Raw genomic sequence first — 19,142 nt, forward strand, 5'->3', positions numbered from 1 at the left:
GTCATGGTGGCCTTCAGGGGCACGCTCTGGTGGAGGCGGGGGTCAGGGGCGGGTGGCGAAGCGGTCCGTCGCGGCGACGAGGGTTTCGGACATGCCGGGGCCGGAGCTGTGGCCGCCGCCCTCGATGACCACGAGCTCGGCGTCCGGCCACACCTTCAGGAGCTCCCAGGGGGTGATGAGCGGCCCGCTGAGGTCGAGCCTGCCGTGCACCAGCACCGCCGGGATGCCCGCGAGCTTGGCCGCCTCCCGCAGCACGAGGCCGTCGGGCAGGAAGCAGCGATTGCCGAAGTAGTGGGTGACCATGCGGGCGAACGCGTAGCGGTGGTCCGGGTCCTCGAACCGGGGCAACGGCACGTCGTCCGCCTGGACCATCAGGATGGCGTTTTCCCAGTCGCACCAATCCTTCGCGGCCTTCGCGCGCACCGCCGGGTCGGGGTCTTCGAGCAGCCTCGAGTAGGCCCGGCCGAGGTCGCCGTCGCGCTCGGCCGCGGGCACGCCGTCCCGGAAGCGTTCGAACGCTTCCGGGAACAGGATGCCGATCCCCCTGGTGATCCAGTCGAGCTCCGAATGGCGGCCCGTGGTGACCCCGACGAGGACGATTTCGGTGACCCGGTGGGGATTCCGCTCGGCGTAGACGAGCCCGAGCGTCGAGCCCCACGATCCGCCGAACAGCAGCCAGCTCTCGATGCCGAGGTGCTCCCGCAGCAGTTCGAAGTCACCGAGCAGGTGCTCGGTGGTGTTGCCCGACATGTCCGTCGCCGGGTCCAGCACGTTCGGCGTGCTGCGGCCGCAACCGCGCTGGTCGAACAGCACGACGCGGTACTTCGCCGGGTCGAAGTACTGGCGCAGACCCGGGCCGCAACCGCCGCCCGGCCCGCCGTGGACCACCACCGCGGGTTTGCCCTCCGGGTTGCCGCAGGTCTCCCAGTAGACGAGGTTGCCGTCGCCGACGTCCAGCATTCCGTGCTCGTAGGGCTCGATTTCCGGGTACCGCTCCGCCATCACTCCGCCTTCGGGTCGACCCAGTATCCAACAGCACTATCCAACAGCACTGTTACATTACCCGAATTGTCACTCCTCTCCGCTAGTGTCCCGAACACCAACGCACCGACCTGGGGGAAACATGAGCGGCAACGGCGGCGAGGGCTCGGCGAGAGGCCTGGCCCGTGATCCGGCGGCGATGATCGCTGAGGCCCGCAAGGCACTCTGGGTGATGGTCGGTTTCCTCGCGGTGCTCTGGCTCTTGCAGGTCGTCAACGCGCTCGACGGCTACGACCTCAGCCGGGAGTACGGCATCGAGGCGCGGAGCCCGGGTTCGCTGCCGGAGATCTTCACCGCGCCGTTCCTGCACTACAGCTGGGCGCACATCGAGGGTAATTCCGGGCCACTGTTCATCTTCGGCTTCCTGGCGGCGTACCGGGGCGTCAAAAAGTTCCTCGGGGTGACGGTGCTGATTGCCGTCGCCAGCGGGCTCGGCGTCTGGTTCCTGTCGCCGGACTCGGTCACCGTCGGCGCGAGCGGCGTGGTCTTCGGTTACCTGGGCTACATCCTGGTCCGCGGCCTTTTCGACCGGCACCTGATCGACATCGTGCTCGGCCTGGTGATGGCGTTGTGCTTCGCGTACCAGTTCGCGTCACTGCTGCCGGGCGAGACGGGCGTCAGCTGGCAGGGTCATCTGTTCGGTTTCGTCGGCGGGGTGCTGGGCGGCTGGCTCTTCCGCGAACGCCGCCCCAAACCGGACAGCACCGAAACGGCGACGCTGCCCGGCCTCACCCCGCCACCCACCCTCACCTGAGAAATCAGTTCTCGGGGACCTCGGTGATACGAACCGTGACCTGGTTGTCGCAGTAGGTGTACGCCTCATAGGTGAACTGGACCTTCGTCCGCTCGATGTGTTCCATCCAGGCCTGGTACTCGTGACGCTGCCAGCCGGGATAGTTGAAGAACTCGTCGAAGTGCACGATGCTGCCCGGCCGCAACCGCGGGCCGACCAGGTCCAGCACGGTTTTCGCGGAACTGTAGAGATCCCCGTCCACGTGCAGGAAATCGACAGGGCCGGGGTGCTCCGCCAGAAAGCCGGGCAGGCTGTCCGCGAACAGGCCGACGACCAGTTCGGCGCCGGGAACGTCGGGCAGGTCGTCGCGGGCGAAAGCGCCGGCGGGCATGCCGTTGAGCCAGGGTTCGGGCAGGCCGTCGAACGAGTCGAACCCGTAGACCTCCTCGCCCCCGCGAACCTGGGCGATCTTGCGCAGCGTGTTTCCCGTCGCCACCCCGAATTCCAACGTCATTCCGCCGCTCGGCGCCAGCGAAAGCGCGTATTCCAGCGTTTCCGGCGGGGTGGCGAAATGCTTGGCCCCGATCAAGTGTTCGCGGGCGAACCGGTTGCTCTCCACGGCGGCGTCCTGGTCGCCCGCGTAAACGATGTCGCGACGGCTGCGGATTTCGAATTCGACCACCCGATCGAGGCAACGATCACCCTGTCGGATGACCTCGGCCCGCAGTTCGACGGCCAGCTGGTTCAGTTGATTCAACTGTTCGGTGTATGGATCCTGAATGCGCGCGGCCACTTTGTACAGCCCCTGGCCAACCTTACGGCGTGCCGCCCGGCGAAGAGTCTTCCAGGTGGATTGATCGACTACGGTCCCAGTCATCCGGGGACGATAGCCCAACGGTTCGCGGCACCGGAAACGCCCTTCTCCCCATAGGATGTTAAACCGCGCGAAGAAGCCGGGTTTCCATCCTGGAAAACCCTCGTGACGACCCGTTAAACCGCCACGAGGAAAGCAGATTCACCATGATCGAACCAGCGCTTTCCAGCGAAGCCGGGACACCTACCGCTCGGGGGTCTCGCCGGGGCCCTGCTGCTCGGCCAGGAACCGCTCGAACTGGCTGCCCAGCTCCTCAGCGGTCGGCATGTGCTCGACGGACTCGGCGAGCAGGCTCTCCTTGCCCGCGGCTTCGACGAAGGTGTCGTACTGACGCTCCAGCGCCCGCACGACTTCGGCCACCTCGTCGGACTCGGCGACCTGGCGGTTGATCTCCGCGTCCGCCTGGCGGCCAGCCTCGGCCAGCTCGGTGTCGGGCAGGTTCAGCCCGGTGGCCCTGGTGAGCGCGTCGAGCACCAGCACCGCGGAGCTCGGATACGTCGACTGGGCGAGGTAATGCGGGACGTGCGCGGCGAAACCGACGGCGTCGTGGCCCCACTCACCGAGCCGGAACTCGAGCAGAGCGGCGAGGCTGCCGGGCACCTGCATACGGTTCGGCAGCGGGCGGTGCTCGCCGACGAGCTCGTTGCGGGTGGCGTGCGCGGTCACCCCGAGCGGGCGGGTGTGCGGCGCGCCCATCGGGATGCCGTGGAAACCGGCGGTCAGCCGGACGCCCCAGCGCTCGACGAGCCCGCGGACGGCGGCGCTGAACCGCTCCCAGTCGTGATCCGGCTCGGGGCCGGTGAGCAGCAGGAACGGGATGCCGTCCGCGTCGTGCAGCAGGTGGACGACCAGCTCGGGCGCGTCGTAGCTCTCCCAGTGGTCGATCGAGTAGGTCATGGTCGGGCGTCGGGAGCGGTAGTCGATCAGCCGGTCGACGTCGAACCGCGCGACGACCCGATGCTCGAACTCGCTCAGCAGGTGCTCGGCGACCAGCTTGCCAGCGGAACCGGCGTCCATGAACCCGTCGAAGAAGTGCAGCAGTACCGCCCCGTCCAGGTCGGGGACGTCCGAGTCCACCTCGTACAGATCCTCCGGATCCAACGCCACCTGGTCCTCCTGCTCTTGCTTGGTACAGCCGTTCCCGGTTGCAACACGCCCCGGCGGCGAATCCATTCCCCGGTGATGGGCGTGATGGTATCGCCCTCACCGGTCGGCGAACTCACCTCGGCACCGCGAAACCCATGACAACCCACATAAGCACCCGACCTGCGGTTCGGGCAGGCTGAAGGGGTGAACGAAGAGACCTCCGCGACGACCGTGCTGCGCCTGCGCCCGCCGAAACACCAGGTGAGCCGCAAGGCGATGGGATACTGGGCGGTCTGGGCGGCCGTCTTCTGGCTGATCGTGCTCACTGTGCAGACCGTGATCGTCACCACCAGCGACGACGCGCCCACGTGGATCACGGTGACACTGGTCATCTCCTGCGTGCTGACCCCGTTGCATCTGCTCGTGATGCCGCGGTGGCGCTACCGGATCCACCGCTGGGAGGTCACCGGCGAGGCCGTCTACACGCAGTCCGGCTGGATCAAGCAGCAGTGGCGGCTCGCGCCGATCTCCCGCATCCAGACCGTCGACATCGAGCGCGACCCGGTGGAGCAGCTGTTCGGGCTGGCGAAACTCACCATCACCACCGCGTCGGCCGCGGGCCCGCTGCGCATCGCCGGGCTGGACCGCGCGCAGGCCCTCGCGCTGGCGGACGAGCTGACCAGTGCTACGCAGGCAATCCGCGGCGACGCGACATGACCGCGCCCGAGGACGTCGTCATGGCCGCGCCGGTGGACGTGCCGTGGCACCGGCTGGACCGCCGGATGTTGTTCATCCGGCCGGTGCTCGACCTGGTGAAATCGCTCCCGGTGCTGTTCGGCGCGCTGATCCTCGGCCACGGCGACAGCTGGCAGTGGATCGGCGTCGCGGTCACCGCGCTGACCGTGCTGGCCGGGATTTCGCACGTGCTCACCTCGCGGTACCGGATCACCGCCGAGCAGGTCGAGTGGCACACGGGATTGCTGCTGCGCAAGGACCGCGCGATCCCCCGCGATCGCATCCGGACCGTCGACGTCACCTCCGAGCCGAAGCACCGGCTGTTCAAGCTCGCCGCCGTGCGCATCGGCACGGGCCGTCACTCCCACGGGAAGGGGCCGGGCGGGGACGAGCTCCTGCTCGACGCGGTTTCGCTGGACGAAGCGCAGCGGCTGCGCACGACCTTGTTGCACCGCAAGGCCGTCGTCACCGCAGACGAGCCCGCGGTGGAAAGCTCCGAGAAACTGGTCGCGGCGATCGACAAGCGCTGGCTGCGCTACGCGCCGTTCACACTGTCGGGACTGGCCGTGATCGGCGCGATGATCGCGACCGTCTACCACTTCGCGCACGAACTCCACTTCGACCCGGTGGAGTACGGCCCGCTGCGCTCGCTGGTCGCCCGGTCCGCCGAGGCACCGACCTGGCTGGTCGTCGTCCTCGCCGCCGTGGCGTTGCTCGTGGCGGTCTCATTGCTGTCGGTGGGCGGCTATGTCCTGTCGTTCTGGAATTTCCGGCTCACCCGCGAGAGTGAAGGCACCCTGCACGTGCGACGCGGGCTGATCACCACCCGTTCGGTGTCCATCGAGGAGGACCGGCTGCGGGGCGTGGAGGTCAAGCAGCCGCTGCCGCTGCGAGCGGTCGGCGGTGCCCGGTGCACGGCCATCGCGGGCGGGCTGTGGGAGGGCAAGAGCGCGGACAAGGGCGGCGGCCTGCTGCTGCCCCCGGCGCCGCTCGCGCGGGTGCACGAGGTCGTCGACGTGGTGCTCGGCGAGGACTACGACCCGCTGACCGTGCCGCTCACGCGCCATCCCCGGCGGGCGCTGAACCGGCGGCTGAGCCGGGCCGTCGGCGGTGTCGCGCTGCTCGCGGTGGCGCTGTTCCTGTTGTCCTGGATAGATTTCCTGCCCGACTGGCCGTGGCAGGTGGCACTGGTGCTGCTGCCGGTCGCGGCGGTCGTCGGCTGGGACCGCTACCGCAACCTCGGGCACACGATGACCGGGCGCTACCTGGTGACCAGCTACGGCTCGCTCGACCGGACCACCGTGGCGCTGCGGCGCGAGGGCATCACCGGCATCGTGCTGGAGCGCTCGTTCTTCCAGCGGCGCGCGGGGCTCATCACGCTGGTGGCGCCGATCGCGGCGGGCAAGGGTTCCTACAACGTCCTCGACCTCGGCGAGTCCGACGGCCTCGCGCTCGCCGACCAGGCCGTCCCCGGCCTGCTCACCCCGTTCCTCACCCGCGTTCATCCGCAACTCGTCGACGAGTCGTTGTAGTACCGCGCGCCGACAACCGGCGTCCGCAACGACCACACTCGTCGACGAATCGTGGTATCTCGGGAACGAAGAGACCACGACTCGTCGACGAGTTGCGGGTTCAGGGGGTCCGCAGGCCGGTGAGGATCAACGCCAGGCCGTACTCGAAGTGCTCTTCGGGGTGGGGCGCGGGGATGTCGGCGAGCGCGGCGGCGGTGTTCGGGTAGCGCGCCGGGTCGAGGGCCGCCGCGAGCTCCCGCACCTTGTCGTCACCGCCGCCGGGCAGCGCCAGCGCTGCCTGCTCCTCGACGGTGTGACCGACCACGTAGTAGATCAGCGTGTCACCGGACCAGATCGCCTGACGGGCCGAAAGGCCGCCCGCGCGCATCAGGCCGACCATCGTCTCGCCGAACGACAACGCGTGCGGCCCGGCGGAGAACAGCCCGGAGAACAGGCGCGCGCCGTCACGCCGGGCGAGCAGCGCGGTGCGGAACCGGCGCATCAGCTCGGCGAGCCTCTCGTGCCACACGCCTTCGGCGTCGAAGCCGGTGAGGACGTCGCCGAGCACGTCGTCCGCCATCGCTTCGAGCAGCTCCGCCTTGGTGTGGAAATGCCAGTAGGTGGCACCGTTCTGCACCCCGAGGACGGCCGCGAGCCGCCGCATGGACAACTGGTCCAGACCGGTTTCGTCGAGCAGGCGCAGCGCGCCGGCCAGCACGACGTCACGACTGAGCCGCATCCGCGCCGCCTTCCCGTCCCGGTGCCCGAAAGCCGAGGGTACCGCGCACATCCGGGCGAGCCGGGTTGACCGGCCGACGCCGCCGCTCTTAACCTGGGTTCGCCGTCCGACGAGTATTCGTGAGTTCTCCGAGTCCGTGAAAGGACGGCAGACATGGTGCGCAGAACCTGGCTGGCACTGATCGCCCTGATTCTCGCGACAGCCGCTTCACCACCGGCTTCGGCGGCCGAAAAACCTTAGGGTGAAACGAATCTGGTCTCGATGTTCACCGGAAAGGACCTCTCGGGGCACCACCGACCAGGCAGAGCCAGCTTGTCGGCGATCAGGCGATCAGGCGACCGGGGTCGCGCGCCTCGCGTGCCGTCCACTGACCGCGCCTTCGTTCTCCTGTAAGAGATTCGAGGTGCCAGGTTCACCGGCAAGGCCGCGGGCCGGACCGGGCCGCTGGCACTGCAGGTGCACAACGCCGAGATCCAGGACGAGTGCCGGAACCTCTACCTGGAGTCGCCTGTGGTGCTCGCGCCGGGCGGGTTCATCACCACCTGACGCGCCGGAAAAGTGTTGGCACGCAACCGAAATCAGGCCACTTCGACCCTGTCCGGCGGTCGCGCGACATGCTAGCTTGTGCACTCCATGTGCCGTGGTCAGCACCTCGGAGAGGCCAAGATGACACCTGCCGCCCGCCCCGCAGACGGCCCCGTCCCGCCCCGGCGCACGCCGGGCGCGAGCAGCTCCCGCAAGGTGCTCCAGCTCCTGCTCGCGTTTTCCGAACGCCGCCCCGAGGCGAGCGTGGCCGAGCTGGCAGCGACCATCGGCACCCCGGTCGCGACGACGTACCGGTATGTCGCGCTGCTCAAGGAACTCCAGCTCCTGGAGGAGGGCAGGACAGGCCGCTACCACGTCACCAGCCAGGTGATGCCGCTCGCTCGCGCGGCACAGCTGGCCAACGACCTGGCCCGGCTGGCGCGCCCGGTGATGGAGGACGCGTCGAGGGAGCTCGGCGAGACCATCCTGCTGTTCCAGCACTTCGGGGAGGTCGCCGTCTGCGCGGACAGGGTCGAATGCGACCGCGCGATGCGGTTCACCTTCCAGCCGGGACATTCCGTGCCGCTCGGCGTGGGCGCCTCGGGCAAGATGCTGCTGGCGCTGCTGCCCGAAGCCGAGCGCGAACGGCGGCTGCCCGCGCTCATCCAGCGTCGCGGTACCGGGGTGCGCGAGGAGTTGCGGCGCGTCACGGCCAACCGGTACGCGGTGAGCTGGGGCGAGATCGACGAGGGCGTGTGGGGCTGCTCGGTGCCGGTCCACACCGCTGGGCACCGGCCGACGGTGCTGAGCCTGGTGGGCCCCGCCGCCCGGATCCCGGACGAGGCCAAACGGGCCACGATCAGCGCGTTGCAGGGCTACGCGGGCCGGATCCAGAAAGCCGTTTCCTCCTACGCCGTGCAGTGAATCCGGCCTGGCGGTGTACAAAAACAGGCATGATCCGACTTGCCCTGCCCGCAGACCTGGCCGAACTGCGGGAGATCGAACGCGCCGCCGGGGAGCTGTTCCGCGGCCTCGGCATGGCCGCGATCGCCGACGACGAACCCGCGTCCGTGGCGGAACTGGCCGGGTACCAGCAGGACAGCCGCGCTTGGGTGGCCACCGGAGCCGAGGAGCGGCCGGTGGCGTACCTGCTGGCGGAAGTCGTCGACGGCCACGGCCACCTCGAACAGGTTTCCGTCCACCCGAGCCACGCGCGCCAAGGCCTCGGCAGGCTGCTGATCGAGGCCGCGGACGCCTGGGCGGCGAGCCTGAGCCTGGCCGGGCTGACGCTCACGACATACGCCGAGGTGCCGTGGAACGCGCCGTACTACGCGCGCCTCGGCTTCCGGATCATCCCCGAACCGGAGCTGACCGAGGGCCTGCGCACCATCCGCGAGCACGAAAAGGCCCGCGGGCTCGACGCGTGGCCGCGGGTCGGCATGCGACGTCCTGGCCTCGGGTAACCCGGGCAGGGGACCCCCCTGGCGTGATCACTCGAACACATGTTCTACTGGTCGGAGCCGGTCCCGGAGGGGGAAGCTCCGCGGGCCGGCCTCTACTTCGAGGAGGCAGCGTGGCGGTCAAGATCACCCATCTCACCAGCGGCCAGCAGGTCCGGTTCGCCAACGCCGACGGCGCCCGGCGCTACGCCGAAATCATGGGCGGCGGCGTCGAAAAATGGCGGTTCACCGTGGTTCCCGGCGACCAGTCCTCCCCGCTGGCACCGAAACTGTCGGTCCCCGTGGTTAATGTCCCGGTATGGCGTATGACTTCCAGGTGACGATCGATTCAGCCGACCCGCACACGCTCGCCGAATGGTGGGCGGACCTGCTGGGCTGGGTCGTCGAGCCGAGTGACGAGGCATTCATCCGCGAGATGATCGGCAAGGGGTACGCGTCCGACGAGGACACGACGACCCATCGCGGCAACCTCGTCTGGAAGGTGGGGGCCGGGATCCACCACCCGGACACACCCGAGGGCGTACCGCCCCGGCGGATGCTGTTCCAGCTGGTGCCCGAGGGCAAGACGGTCAAGAACCGCGTCCACCTCGACATCCGGATGGGCGCGGACAAGGTGGAGGCGGAGCTGGAGCGCCTCACCGGCCTCGGCGCGAAGGTCCTCTATCGCAACAACCAAGGTCCGTACCACTGGATCACCATCGCCGACCCCGAGGGCAACGAACTCTGCCTGACCTGAGCCCAGCGTGCCCTGAAGGCCACCATCACGGCGTTTAACGCCGTGATGGTGGCCTTCAGGGACCATCGAGGTAGAGCTCTAGAGGGAGAGCGTGTCGAGGGCGGCGGGCAGGGCGTTGGCGAGCAGGTCCAGCTCGGGTTCGGCGGCGATGAGCGGGGGCGACAGCACGACGCCCCTGGCGATCGGCCGCACCAGCACGCCCTCGGCCCGGCACGCGCGCTGCAGTTTGCCCGGCGCGCCGGGGTCCGCGGCGAGCAAGTCGGCCGAGAGCTCGACGGCGGCGAGGAACCCGAGGCCAGCCCGCACCTCGCCGATCAGCGGGTGTGCCGCCGCCCCGGCCAGCGCGTCGGCGAGTGGCTTCTCCAGCTCGCGTCCGCGGGGGATGAGGGCCTCGCGCTCATAGAGGTCGAGGGTCGCGTTCGCCGCGGCGCAGGCGACCGGGTGCCCGGCGTAGGTCGCGCCGTGACGCAGGATCGGCGCGCCCGGCGAGCCGGTGAAGAACGGCTCGGCCACGCGCGGCGCCACGACGAGCGCGCCGAGCGGGATGGTGCCGCCGGTGATGCCCTTGGCCACGGTGATCATGTCCGGTTTCACCGCCCACCGGTCGATGCCGAACCAGGTGCCCAGCCTGCCGAAGGCGGCGATCACGCAGTCGGCCACGAAGAGCACGTCGTGGCGGCGGCAGATCTCCGCGACGGCCTCGATGTAGCCGTCCGGCGGCAGCAGCACGCCACCCGCGCCGATCACCGGCTCGCAGAAGAACGCCGCCACCTTGTCCGCCCCGACCCGCTGGATCTCCGCCTCCAGTGCCTCGGCGCTGTCGTACGGGACGTGGGAGATGTCGCCCGGCAGCGGGCCGAACCCCTGCGCGTTGACCGCGATGCCGCCGACGGCCGTGCCGAAGCCGTGCGTGCCGTGGTAACCCTGCACCCGGCCGATGACGTGCACCTTCTCCGGCCGTCCGGTGTGGAAGAAGTGCGCTCGCGCGATCTTGACCGCCGTGTCGACGACGTCACCGCCCCCGGAACCGAGGAACACCTTCGAGCCGGGTGTGGGCGCCAGCGCGGACACCCGCTCGGCCAGCTCCAGCGCGGGCTTGTTCGCGTAGTAACCGAACAGGTTGTACGAATCCAGCGTGCGGAGCTGGTCCGCGACAGCCTGCGCGATCTCCTCGCGGCCGTGGCCGAAGTTCGCGTACCAGAGCGAAGCGGTGGCGTCGAAGTACCGCTTGTCCTCGTCGTCCCAGACGTAGGAGCCCTGGCCCCGGGTGATGATCATCCGGTCGCCGTCGACCGCGCCCATGTCCGCGAACGGGTGCCACAGCGGGTTCACCGGCTGCTCTGTCGCCATCACTGACCTCCTTGCTCGAAAAATCACCGCACGAAAAATCACAGCTCGAGAAATCCCACGATCTCATCCGGGCCGTAGCCGAGCTCGGCGAGTACCTCGGTGGTGTGCTGACCCAGCGTCGGCGGGGCCGAGGTGGGCCTGGCCGGGGTGTCCGAGGCCTTGACCGGGAACCCGTTGCCCACGTACGTGCCGACGCTCGGATGCGGCAGCCGCACGATCTGGTCCCGCTCGGCCGCCCACGGGTCGGTGTAGACGTCGTCGATCGAGTTGATCGGCGCGGCCGGGACGCCGGCGACGTCGAAGGTGCTCAGCCACTCGGCCGCGGGTTTCGTGACCAGCACGGCGCTGAGCATCGCGTTGAGCTCGTCGCGGTTGGCCGCCCGCGCGGCGTTGGTGACGAACCTCGGGTCGTCGGCGATTTCGAGGCCGAGCACCCCGCAGAACGCGCGCCACAGCTTCTCGCTGCCGATCGCGATGATCAGCCACCCGTCGGACACCTGATAGGCCTGGTAAGGCACCACACTGGGATGCGCCGAGCCCATCCTTTGTGGACGCGGGGTGTCGTAGAAGTGCGCCCCGGCGGCATAGACGTGCCAGGCCAGCTGAGTGTCCAAAAGGGACACATCGAGGTACTGCCCGCGCCCAGTGGTGTGCCGCGCGTGCAGCGCCATCAGCACCGCGATGATCGACCAGGTCCCCGCGTTGAGGTCGGCGACCGGCAGCCCGACCTTGGCGGGCGCGCCGTCCGGCTCCCCGGTCAGCCCCATGATCCCGCCCAGCGCCTGCGCGACCAGGTCGTAGCCCGGCCGGTCGCGATACGGCCCGGTCTGGCCGAACCCGGTGATCGAGACGTGGATGAGCCGCGGGTTGAGCTCGGCCAGCTTCGCGTAGTCGAGGCCCCACCTCTCCAGCGTGCCCGGCCGGAAGTTCTCGACCAGCACGTCGGTGTCGGCCACCAGCCGCCGGACCGCGTCCTGGCCGCGCTCGCTCTTCAGGTCGAGCACGATCCCGCGTTTGTTCCGGTTCGCCGCGAGGTAGTAGACGGCCTCGTTCGTCTCCCCCACGAACGGGGGACCCCACAGCCGGGTGTCGTCGCCGTGGCCCGGCGGTTCGACCTTGATCACGTCGGCGCCCATCTCGCCGAGGTACTGCGTGCAATACGGCCCGGCGAGGATGCGGGAGAGGTCGACGACCTTGATTCCGTCGAGCGGGCGCATCAGAGCTGGATCGCCTTCGTCTCGAGGAACTCCTCCAGCCCGAAACGGCCGAGCTCACGCCCGTTGCCGGACTGCTTGTACCCGCCGAACGGGGCCATCGGGTTGAACGCGCCGCCGTTGACCGTGACCTGCCCGGCGCGCAGCCGCTTGGCGACCGCGGTGGCGTGCGCCTTGTCGCCGGACCAGACCCCGGCGGCCAGGCCGAAGCTGGTGTCGTTGGCGATCTCGACCGCCTCGTCCTCGGTCTCGTAGGTGAGAATCGACAGCGCGGGGCCGAAGATCTCCTCCCGCGCGATGGTCATCTCACGCGTGACGTCGGCGAACACCGTTGGCCGCACGTAGAACCCCGTGCCGAATCCGTCCGGCGCCTCCGGGCCGCCACAGACGAGCGTGGCGCCCTCGGCGATGCCCTGTTCGATGTAGCCGCGCACCCGGTCACGCTGGGTCGCCGAAACCATCGGTCCGAGCCGGGTCGCGGGGTCGCCCGGATCGCCGACGGTGAACGCCGAGGCGGCCTTGCCCGCCAGCTCGACGACCTCGTCACGCTGGCTGGAGTGCACGATCATCCTGGTCAGGGCAGTGCAGGTCTGACCGCCGTTGAGGTAGGCGTTGGACACCCCGTCCTTCACCGCGGCCGCGAGGTCGGCGTCGGGCAGGATCACGTTGGGTGACTTGCCGCCGAGTTCCAGCGCGACCCGCTTGACGGTCGCGGAGGCCACCTCGGAGACCCGGGCACCGGCGCGCGAGGAGCCGGTGAACGACACCATGTCCACGTCCGGATGGGCCGCGATGGCCTCGCCGACCACCGGGCCGAGGCCGCTCACCAGATTGAACACCCCGGCCGGGACCCCGGCCTCCGCGACGATCTCGGCGAAGAGGTACGCGGCGAGCGGGGCGACCTCGCTGGGCTTGAGCACGATCGTGCACCCGGCGGCGAGCGCGGGCGCGACCTTCGCGACGACCTGGTGCAGCGGGTAGTTCCACGGCGTGATCGCGCCGACCACGCCGATCGGCTCGCGCACGATGAGCGAGTTCCCGACCTCTTCGGGCGCCGGGTACAGCGCGGGATCGGCGAAGGTGGCGGAGATCGCGATCGGCAGCGCGGCCTGCACCCGCTGCGAGATGGTGAGCGGACAGCCCATGTCCCGCGAGATCGTCTCGGCGATCTCGCCGTGGCGCTCCTTCAGCTTCGCGGAAATCGCCGCGACGTACTCGCACCGCTTCTCGACCGGCGTCGCCGCCCAGGCCGGGAACGCGCGCCGGGCGGCCGCGACGGCGGCGTCGACGTCCGCCGGGCTCCCGGCGGGCACCCGGTCGATGACCTCCTCGGTGGCCGGGTTCACCACGTCCAGGGTCTCGGGCGAGGCCGAGGGGCCCCACTGGCCGTCGACGTAGATGAGTTCACGCATCAGACAGTCCTAACTCTCGGTGCTCCATACCAACGGCCCATTGACGGTGAGGGCCGCGGTGATGTTGATTGTTGAGTGAGTTTGTGCAGATTTCGTGTGCAGAGTTGCGCACTCCTGGAGGAATACATGCAACGTCTCGCAGTTGCGATGGCCGCCTGCTGCGCGGTCGCCACCGTGCTCGCCGTCCCGGCCCAAGCCGCCGAACTGCCCGTGATCGCCGCCACGGCACCTTCGGCCAGCCCGCCGATGGGCTGGAACAGCTGGAACAGATTCGGTTGCCACATCAACGAACAAGTGATCCGAGCCGCCGCGGACGGGCTGATCTCGTCGGGTATGCGAGAGGCCGGATACAAGTACGTCAACATCGACGACTGCTGGGCCGAGTCGCAGCGCGACGCGGCGGGCCGGTTCGAGGCCAATCACACAACTTTCCCCAGCGGGATCAAGGCGCTGGCCGACTACATGCACACGCGCGGCCTCAAACTCGGCATCTACACCAGCGCCGGGACCCGGACCTGCGCCGACACCATGCCGGGCGGGCTGGACCACGAGGACGTCGACGCGCAGACCTTCGCCGACTGGGGCGTGGACTACCTCAAGTACGACAACTGAAAGCGCGGTGGATGGACCAGCGGGCGCGCGGCGAGGCAGGCCGTTGACCTGCTGGTTTGCACCTGTTGTGTCCGGTTGTGTCCTAGTGGGTCCGGACGTCTGACGGCCTGGTGACGGCCTGGCGGCCACGTTGGCGAGCTCGGCGCGGGTCCAGAGTGTGAGCTGATTCGGCCCGGCTGGGGTGCGTCGCATGGGTGGCCTCCTGGGTTTCTAGTGTCGCCCGTCTTCCTCGCCCCTGCGGCCTCTAGCGCTGAGTCGGCCGGGTCAAGGCATCTTTCCCGCCTTGATGCGGTCGGCTCGGCGTTAGATGCTCAGACGCGAGGAACCCCCCGTGAGCCGCGTTGCGTTTTCCTCGAATCCGTGAAGACTGAAGCTTGCCCCTCGGCGTCCCCTCCCCCTCGTGACGCCGGGGGGCCTTTGCCGCTCGGATCGGGGCTACTCCCGCCGGTGCTTTCCGGAGTGGAGGCTCGGGGCGAGGGCTGCCACGTTTGGGTGGTAAGTGGGTGTTGGTTTGACTGCTGGTCGAGGTGCTCTCTCAGCAGGTACACAGGCTTGCGGACCTAGCGTCGGTGGCATGGTCACGGCGGCGATTGCAATGGGGATCCTTGCGTTGGGCGCGCTGGTGGTGGTGGCGTGGGGATTCGATTGGGCAGAGGGTTCGGACGATGCTGTCGACAAGTCCGAGCCGGACGACGATGGGCGACGCCGCGATGACGCGTAGGTGTGTGGTGTCGGCTGCGGCGGCGCGCGTGCGTGGCTGACGTCTGGCGGCTCCGGCCCGCGACCGGCGGCCGGAGCGGAGCGGCAGGCCGTCCGTGTCGTATGGGGCCGGGGCCGCCAACGGTAGGTGACGGGCGCGCCGCCGTAGGCGGCGCCTTGATCCTATAGAGCCAAATTCGGCAACCACTAGCTATCACGGAGCGCACAGTACTGACCACTGGTACATGAGCCTTAGCAGACGGCCTAAGCGGTGGTGCTGATACTTGGCTAACATGTCCCCTGTACGCCAGAGCTAAAAACGGGAGGTGTCGTGTCAGAGCAATATCGCGTAGTGCTTACGACCACTGACAGCGCGGAAGAAGCTGAAGAGCTAGGGCGCGGAATAGTTGAACAACGTCTGGCCGCCTGCATGCAGATCGTCGGCCCGATCCGCAGTATCTATCGCTGGGAGGAAACCATACAAAACGGGCAAGAATGGCAATGCTGGATAAAGACGACAACTGATTGCATAGAACGTCTTACCGACTTCATTAAGATACATCACAGTTATGATGTGCCAGAAATTGTAGTCCTGGATATTACAGGTGGGAGCCCGGAATACTTGTCTTGGGTGTTGGCCGAGACAAGGCCTTCCAGTACCTAAACTGCTCGCTGCCGACGCAAACTGTAAACGATTTTTTCTCGCAGTGCCGCTGAGGTCCCATGATTGGTGCCAGCATCCAAATTGGACGCGAGCACTAGAAGTCTTTGCCTGGCTAGACTTGTTTCTGTTCGAGTCGTAACGCTAATTGCATCTTCGGCGATGGCGGACGCCCGGTCGAGATCATTATTTCGGGCTGCCAAGATTGTTAAATCAGCCAAGGCAAGTGCGCGTGCTTTGTTGTCCGTTGGCGAGAGAGCCGTAAGCAGTGAATCGGCTGCAACGGAGGCGTCTCGGTGGTTCAAGGCGATGTAGGTAGAGACTGTTAGGCCGCCCAAACGGTTTGCTGTAAAGAACCCCGTCCAAAGACGTTCCGTGCGTGGCCGGGCGAAATCAAACGCAGTAAAAGCGCGCTCTAAAGAACGCAAGGCGGCAGTCTCCTCCCCAAGGCGGCCCAATTCTTCGGCCTCCCTGCCTGCAATCCATGCCCGGGTTGCAGGTGCCGTATTGCCAGGAACGTAGTCTTCAGCTTGCTGAAGTAGACGCACGGCTGGTGCAATGTCATTGCGAGAAGCGGCAAGATAGCTCCAGTATCCGAGCGCACAAGCTGCTAGGGGTCCATCGCCAGTTGCTTTCGAAATTTTTAGCGTCTGACGCCAAGCGCCTGCTGCTTCGGCTGCCCGTCCAAGGTCGAAATATAGCCAACCGATCAGGGCGTGAGTTTCACCCAACATTACCGCGAGCTGATTTCGAATGGCGTCTGTCCGCGCATTTTCCAGCAGCGTGTTAATTATGGCCTTATGTTTCGCCAATGATTCCAGCACTTGGCGCGCTGGCACAGTTTCTTCGGTATCGAAAAAACTGGCTGTTCGATCTTGCATTAGTTGAACCGTGGCGCTATCGACGGGGCGAGCGTGGTCAACTGAGTCTATAAGCCGCTGCCATGGACTATTTGCCAGCAGACTGGCGCTGGCTGCCGCACTGGCGGCCTTTAAAACGTGCCGCCGTGGAACATCTCCACCCGGTTCTTGCCTCGGCGGCTCGCTGTCAGTCTGGCTGGGCTGACTAGAAGGGGCGTGTGTTGATTCCGGCGCGGCCTGAAACCAGAGTAGATGCTTGGGGATATGCAGTAGGCGTGCCCAAAGGTCGAGTTTTTCTAAGTCGTGAACGGGTGAGGCGGCACGCTCTATACGACTTAGTTGCCCCTGAGTGATCCCTATCCAGGCTGCTAGTTGCGTCTGCTGGACTTGTGGCTCATGGGCAAGCCTGTATACGCGTAGGAAGCGACCAAAGTGGCGGTCATTCAGGGCAGCGCGGAGCTCTGGACGTTCCCAGAAGTCGGCGGATTGAATGGGGGCCTCGACCTTCGGTGCGTCATCCTTGTCTTGCCCGTTCATCGCAACTCTCCCCGTGTGCCTGTATGCGCTCTACACATCGAGCCTACCTCAAGGCAGTGCTACTGAACAGCCAGTATGCGCGGCGCGCATATGCATGGGTGTCACTGTCGACGGTTATGCGCGGTCATGCTCCCGGATATGGGCATGTTGACCGATGCTATCTAGGTCCGAGGCGACCCCAGACGGCAGGGAGGAAGACGGACGGCCATGAGAGGACAGAGAGATGACAGCGCGAGCGAGGCGCAAGCAGGAGCCCTGTGCCACCTCACAGGCGACGAACCTCGGGGATGAGGGCGCCGAGCGCTATATGTGGGCCTTCGTTGAAGGCGAACACGTAACGCTCTCGATCCCGGGCGTTCGGGACATGGAACTGAGCAGTGATGAGGCAAGGGCCATAGGCGAAATGCTCGTGTCAGCAGCAAGTCAGGTTGACCAGAGAGAGGATGTGAGCGGCATCGCGTCAATGACTCAGAAGAAAGATGAGAACGAATTTGAAGATGAGTCGCTCTAGAACCTTCTCTTGAAGGTCGGGTAGGTCAGTGCGGGAAGTTAACGAGAAGGGTTACACGAAAATGGCGATTATCAGGGATCACAGGTTTGGTATCGAGTTTGGGGAGGCGTTTCCGCAGGGGTTGGTGATGGTGGGCGAGGTGTCTCCTGACAACGAGTATCAGTCTCGGGAGGACAAGGCGGCGGGTCGGCCGGTGCGGCAGAAGGTTGACGAGGGGTCGGGCCTGCGGCAGTGGGTGTGCACGGTGACGGACCCGGATGAGATCAAGGCTAAGCGGGCGTCGTTTGAGATCACGCTGTTGGCGGCGGTTCAGCCGGTTCCGTCGTCGGCTGAGGTGTTGCCGGGGATGCGGCCGATTGAGTTGGAGGGCTTGACGGCTGCTCCGAAGGTCGCGGGGCAGGGTGAGTACAAGTACCTGTCGTACACGTATCGGGCGACGGGGTTCCGGGCGGCTGGTGTCGCTGGTGGGTCCAAGTCGCGTGCGGGTGGTTCTGCTGCGGGCGGCGACGCGTCGGCTAAGGCGGCGTAGGTCGTGGCGGGGCATGGTCTGCGGACTGTGAAGCGGGTGTCTCCCACGTTCACTGAGCTGGTGTCGGCGTGGGAGGCGGCGTACCGCATGTACATGTCTCACTGGCAGTTGGTCCAGGCTAATGGGTTCTCGTCGGCGGAGGATGCGGCGGTGATCTCGGCGGCGGCGCGTGGTGTGGCTGATGCGTGGCATGAGTTGGCCAAGTGGCGCGGTTTGCCGTGGTGGTGCGTCGCGTCACTGGAGTCCTCGGTGGAGGGTTTCCGGGAGGTGTCGGCGCAGTGGCACGACAAGGCGGTGGCGTCGGGTGCTGGTGATGGCCGGTGACTCGGCGGCGGTTGGTGGTTCGGCTGCGGTGTGTGTTGTGCGGACGGGTGCGGCGGGTGTGGTGGTGGCGGGCGCGGATGACGGTGTGTCGGTCCTGTGTGGACCGTGCGTCGTTGGTGTCACTGGAGTCTGACAGGTGGGACTGAAGAGGTCCGGTCCGCGCACGCTGACGGAAGCACACGGTGACGTGGTGAAGCGTCGGCCCGGTGACAGCGCGACTGCTGTGCAGTGGCAGAAGTTTCATCAGCAGAACAAGAGGGTGTATCAGGCGGTGGCGGACATCGACCGGGGCCACCATCACGAGTTGCTGTACTGGGTGGAATACGAACAACGCAAAGTCGAGGATCTGACGGAACAGATTCGGCAGGGAAAGGCCAACGCATGAGCGGAGACGCTGAGCGGGTCGACAAGCGGGACACGTCACGACGTGATCGGCCCGTTCGGCATCCCCCGCGCGATGCGGACGCTGAGGGTCTCGCGGCGTTCTATCGGCGCAGCAAGGAATTAGAAGAACAGGGAAGGGGCGGCGACAGTGAGCAGGATGGGTCTGATGATGGCGCGTAAGGCTGCGGGCCTCACACAGCAAGCGTTGGGGCAGCGGGTGGGGGTGCATCAGAGCGTGGTCTGTAAGTGGGAGTTGGGCGACAGAACGCCGGACATGCATCTGTATCAGGGCATCGCGGACGCGTTGGGTTTGAGTCTGCATGACATGACGTCAATGCTGGCGTCGGCACCGAAGTAGGTCGACTGTCCATAGTCGATGAGTAGATAACTGAATCAAACAACAGTAAACGCACCTGGTGCGGTGTGGTGATGCCACGCGCCTGGGTGCGTCTACTGTCCACTGTGTATATACGCGCAGAACCGGTTTCCTTGGGTACCAACCTTTTCCACCGGTTCTGCGCTCTCACCCTGGAGGATGAGTAATGGCAACGGTAAAGCATGACAAGAGTGGCGCGGTAGTGGGGGGCACGAGTGTCACCCGAACGGCGT

23 protein-coding genes are annotated in these 19,142 nt (G+C 67.0%); 15 read left to right on the forward strand and 8 right to left on the reverse strand.

The annotated features are described in order from the left end of the window. Positions 1-42 precede the first annotated feature (42 nt). Positions 43-1,002, reverse strand: a complete 960-nt coding sequence (pip, locus tag QMK34_RS25330) for a prolyl aminopeptidase (RefSeq protein ID WP_326416843.1) — start codon at positions 1,000-1,002, stop codon at positions 43-45. Between the two features lie 121 nt (positions 1,003-1,123). Between pip and QMK34_RS25335 the strand changes: the two genes are divergently transcribed. After that, entirely contained in the window at positions 1,124-1,795 is a 672-nt protein-coding gene (locus tag QMK34_RS25335) for a rhomboid family intramembrane serine protease (protein ID WP_326416844.1), read from the forward strand. Between the two features lie 4 nt (positions 1,796-1,799). On the opposite strand, the gene QMK34_RS25340 is transcribed toward QMK34_RS25335, so the two are convergent. Both QMK34_RS25340 and QMK34_RS25345 read right to left on the reverse strand, forming a co-directional pair. Then, positions 1,800-2,651: a class I SAM-dependent methyltransferase gene (locus QMK34_RS25340; protein WP_442785211.1), complete on the reverse strand. Its 852-nt coding sequence runs from the start codon at positions 2,649-2,651 to the stop codon at positions 1,800-1,802. A gap of 180 nt (positions 2,652-2,831) precedes the next feature. Then, entirely contained in the window at positions 2,832-3,755 is a 924-nt protein-coding gene (locus QMK34_RS25345) for a proteasome assembly chaperone family protein (protein ID WP_326416848.1), read from the reverse strand. A gap of 183 nt (positions 3,756-3,938) precedes the next feature. On the opposite strand from QMK34_RS25345, the gene QMK34_RS25350 reads away from it, so the two are divergent. Together QMK34_RS25350 and QMK34_RS25355 are read left to right on the forward strand one after the other, a co-directional pair. Next, positions 3,939-4,451, forward strand: coding sequence for a PH domain-containing protein (locus QMK34_RS25350; protein ID WP_326416850.1), 513 nt, complete (start codon positions 3,939-3,941; stop codon positions 4,449-4,451). Next, positions 4,448-6,001, forward strand: coding sequence for a PH domain-containing protein (locus QMK34_RS25355; protein ID WP_326416851.1), 1,554 nt, complete (start codon positions 4,448-4,450; stop codon positions 5,999-6,001). The genes QMK34_RS25350 and QMK34_RS25355 overlap by 4 nt, the downstream gene beginning before the upstream one ends. Positions 6,002-6,101: 100 nt before the next feature. On the opposite strand, the gene QMK34_RS25360 is transcribed toward QMK34_RS25355, so the two are convergent. After that, positions 6,102-6,719 (reverse strand): TetR/AcrR family transcriptional regulator, encoded by a 618-nt coding sequence (locus tag QMK34_RS25360; protein WP_326416852.1) that lies wholly within the window; start codon positions 6,717-6,719, stop codon positions 6,102-6,104. Positions 6,720-7,385: 666 nt separating this feature from the next. Here QMK34_RS25360 and QMK34_RS25365 point away from each other — a divergent pair. From QMK34_RS25365 to QMK34_RS25380, 4 genes are all read left to right on the forward strand, one after another. Further along, positions 7,386-8,168: an IclR family transcriptional regulator gene (locus QMK34_RS25365; RefSeq protein WP_326416854.1), complete on the forward strand. Its 783-nt coding sequence runs from the start codon at positions 7,386-7,388 to the stop codon at positions 8,166-8,168. Between the two features lie 29 nt (positions 8,169-8,197). After that, on the forward strand, positions 8,198-8,707 hold the full coding sequence (locus tag QMK34_RS25370; protein WP_326416855.1) for a GNAT family N-acetyltransferase: 510 nt from the start codon (positions 8,198-8,200) through the stop codon (positions 8,705-8,707). Between the two features lie 110 nt (positions 8,708-8,817). After that, a complete protein-coding gene (locus QMK34_RS25375) occupies positions 8,818-9,024 on the forward strand; it encodes a hypothetical protein (RefSeq protein ID WP_326416857.1) in 207 nt (68 codons plus the stop codon). Further along, positions 9,003-9,440 carry a VOC family protein gene (locus tag QMK34_RS25380; protein WP_326416859.1) on the forward strand — a complete coding sequence of 146 codons (438 nt, stop codon included), beginning with the start codon at positions 9,003-9,005 and terminating at the stop codon, positions 9,438-9,440. The genes QMK34_RS25375 and QMK34_RS25380 overlap by 22 nt, the downstream gene beginning before the upstream one ends. Before the next feature lie 78 nt (positions 9,441-9,518). Here the strand turns inward: QMK34_RS25380 and QMK34_RS25385 are convergent, their stop codons facing one another. The 3 genes from QMK34_RS25385 to QMK34_RS25395 are packed head-to-tail and all read right to left on the reverse strand — an operon-like array spanning position 9,519 to position 13,416. Then, complete coding sequence (locus QMK34_RS25385; protein ID WP_326416860.1) at positions 9,519-10,790, reverse strand: aminotransferase family protein; 1,272 nt, start codon at positions 10,788-10,790, stop codon at positions 9,519-9,521. Between the two features lie 38 nt (positions 10,791-10,828). Continuing rightward, positions 10,829-12,007: a CaiB/BaiF CoA transferase family protein gene (locus tag QMK34_RS25390; RefSeq protein ID WP_326416862.1), complete on the reverse strand. Its 1,179-nt coding sequence runs from the start codon at positions 12,005-12,007 to the stop codon at positions 10,829-10,831. Continuing rightward, the gene (locus QMK34_RS25395) at positions 12,007-13,416 is read right to left on the reverse strand and encodes an aldehyde dehydrogenase family protein (protein WP_326416864.1); all 1,410 of its coding nucleotides are present in this window, start codon (positions 13,414-13,416) and stop codon (positions 12,007-12,009) included. The genes QMK34_RS25390 and QMK34_RS25395 overlap by 1 nt, the downstream gene beginning before the upstream one ends. A 126-nt stretch (positions 13,417-13,542) precedes the next feature. On the opposite strand from QMK34_RS25395, the gene QMK34_RS25400 reads away from it, so the two are divergent. From QMK34_RS25400 to cutA, 3 genes are all read left to right on the forward strand, one after another. Further along, complete coding sequence (locus QMK34_RS25400) at positions 13,543-14,028, forward strand: glycoside hydrolase family 27 protein (RefSeq protein ID WP_442785212.1); 486 nt, start codon at positions 13,543-13,545, stop codon at positions 14,026-14,028. Positions 14,029-14,602: 574 nt separating this feature from the next. Beyond that, positions 14,603-14,749, forward strand: a complete 147-nt coding sequence (locus tag QMK34_RS25405; protein WP_326416865.1) for a hypothetical protein — start codon at positions 14,603-14,605, stop codon at positions 14,747-14,749. A gap of 309 nt (positions 14,750-15,058) precedes the next feature. Further along, the gene (gene cutA, locus QMK34_RS25410; RefSeq protein WP_326416866.1) at positions 15,059-15,391 is read left to right on the forward strand and encodes a divalent-cation tolerance protein CutA; all 333 of its coding nucleotides are present in this window, start codon (positions 15,059-15,061) and stop codon (positions 15,389-15,391) included. Here the strand turns inward: cutA and QMK34_RS25415 are convergent. After that, the gene (locus QMK34_RS25415; protein WP_326416867.1) at positions 15,388-16,785 is read right to left on the reverse strand and encodes a helix-turn-helix domain-containing protein; all 1,398 of its coding nucleotides are present in this window, start codon (positions 16,783-16,785) and stop codon (positions 15,388-15,390) included. The genes cutA and QMK34_RS25415 overlap by 4 nt on opposite strands. 223 nt (positions 16,786-17,008) lie before the next feature. Here QMK34_RS25415 and QMK34_RS25420 point away from each other — a divergent pair, with 223 nt between their 5' ends. The 5 genes from QMK34_RS25420 (at position 17,009) to QMK34_RS25440 (ending at position 18,891) form a co-directional block, all read left to right on the forward strand. Continuing rightward, complete coding sequence (locus tag QMK34_RS25420; RefSeq protein ID WP_326416869.1) at positions 17,009-17,296, forward strand: hypothetical protein; 288 nt, start codon at positions 17,009-17,011, stop codon at positions 17,294-17,296. A gap of 61 nt (positions 17,297-17,357) precedes the next feature. Then, positions 17,358-17,825, forward strand: a complete 468-nt coding sequence (locus QMK34_RS25425; protein WP_326416911.1) for a hypothetical protein — start codon at positions 17,358-17,360, stop codon at positions 17,823-17,825. Between the two features lie 36 nt (positions 17,826-17,861). Next, positions 17,862-18,149, forward strand: a complete 288-nt coding sequence (locus tag QMK34_RS25430) for a hypothetical protein (protein ID WP_326416871.1) — start codon at positions 17,862-17,864, stop codon at positions 18,147-18,149. Positions 18,150-18,285: 136 nt separating this feature from the next. Next, positions 18,286-18,534 (forward strand): AMED_5909 family protein, encoded by a 249-nt coding sequence (locus QMK34_RS25435; protein WP_326416872.1) that lies wholly within the window; start codon positions 18,286-18,288, stop codon positions 18,532-18,534. Between the two features lie 156 nt (positions 18,535-18,690). Continuing rightward, positions 18,691-18,891 (forward strand): helix-turn-helix transcriptional regulator, encoded by a 201-nt coding sequence (locus QMK34_RS25440; protein ID WP_326416873.1) that lies wholly within the window; start codon positions 18,691-18,693, stop codon positions 18,889-18,891. The last annotated feature ends 251 nt before the right edge of the window (positions 18,892-19,142 follow it).

This window comes from Amycolatopsis sp. H20-H5 (assembly GCF_035828755.1).
In the GTDB taxonomy this organism is placed as follows: domain Bacteria; phylum Actinomycetota; class Actinomycetes; order Mycobacteriales; family Pseudonocardiaceae; genus Amycolatopsis.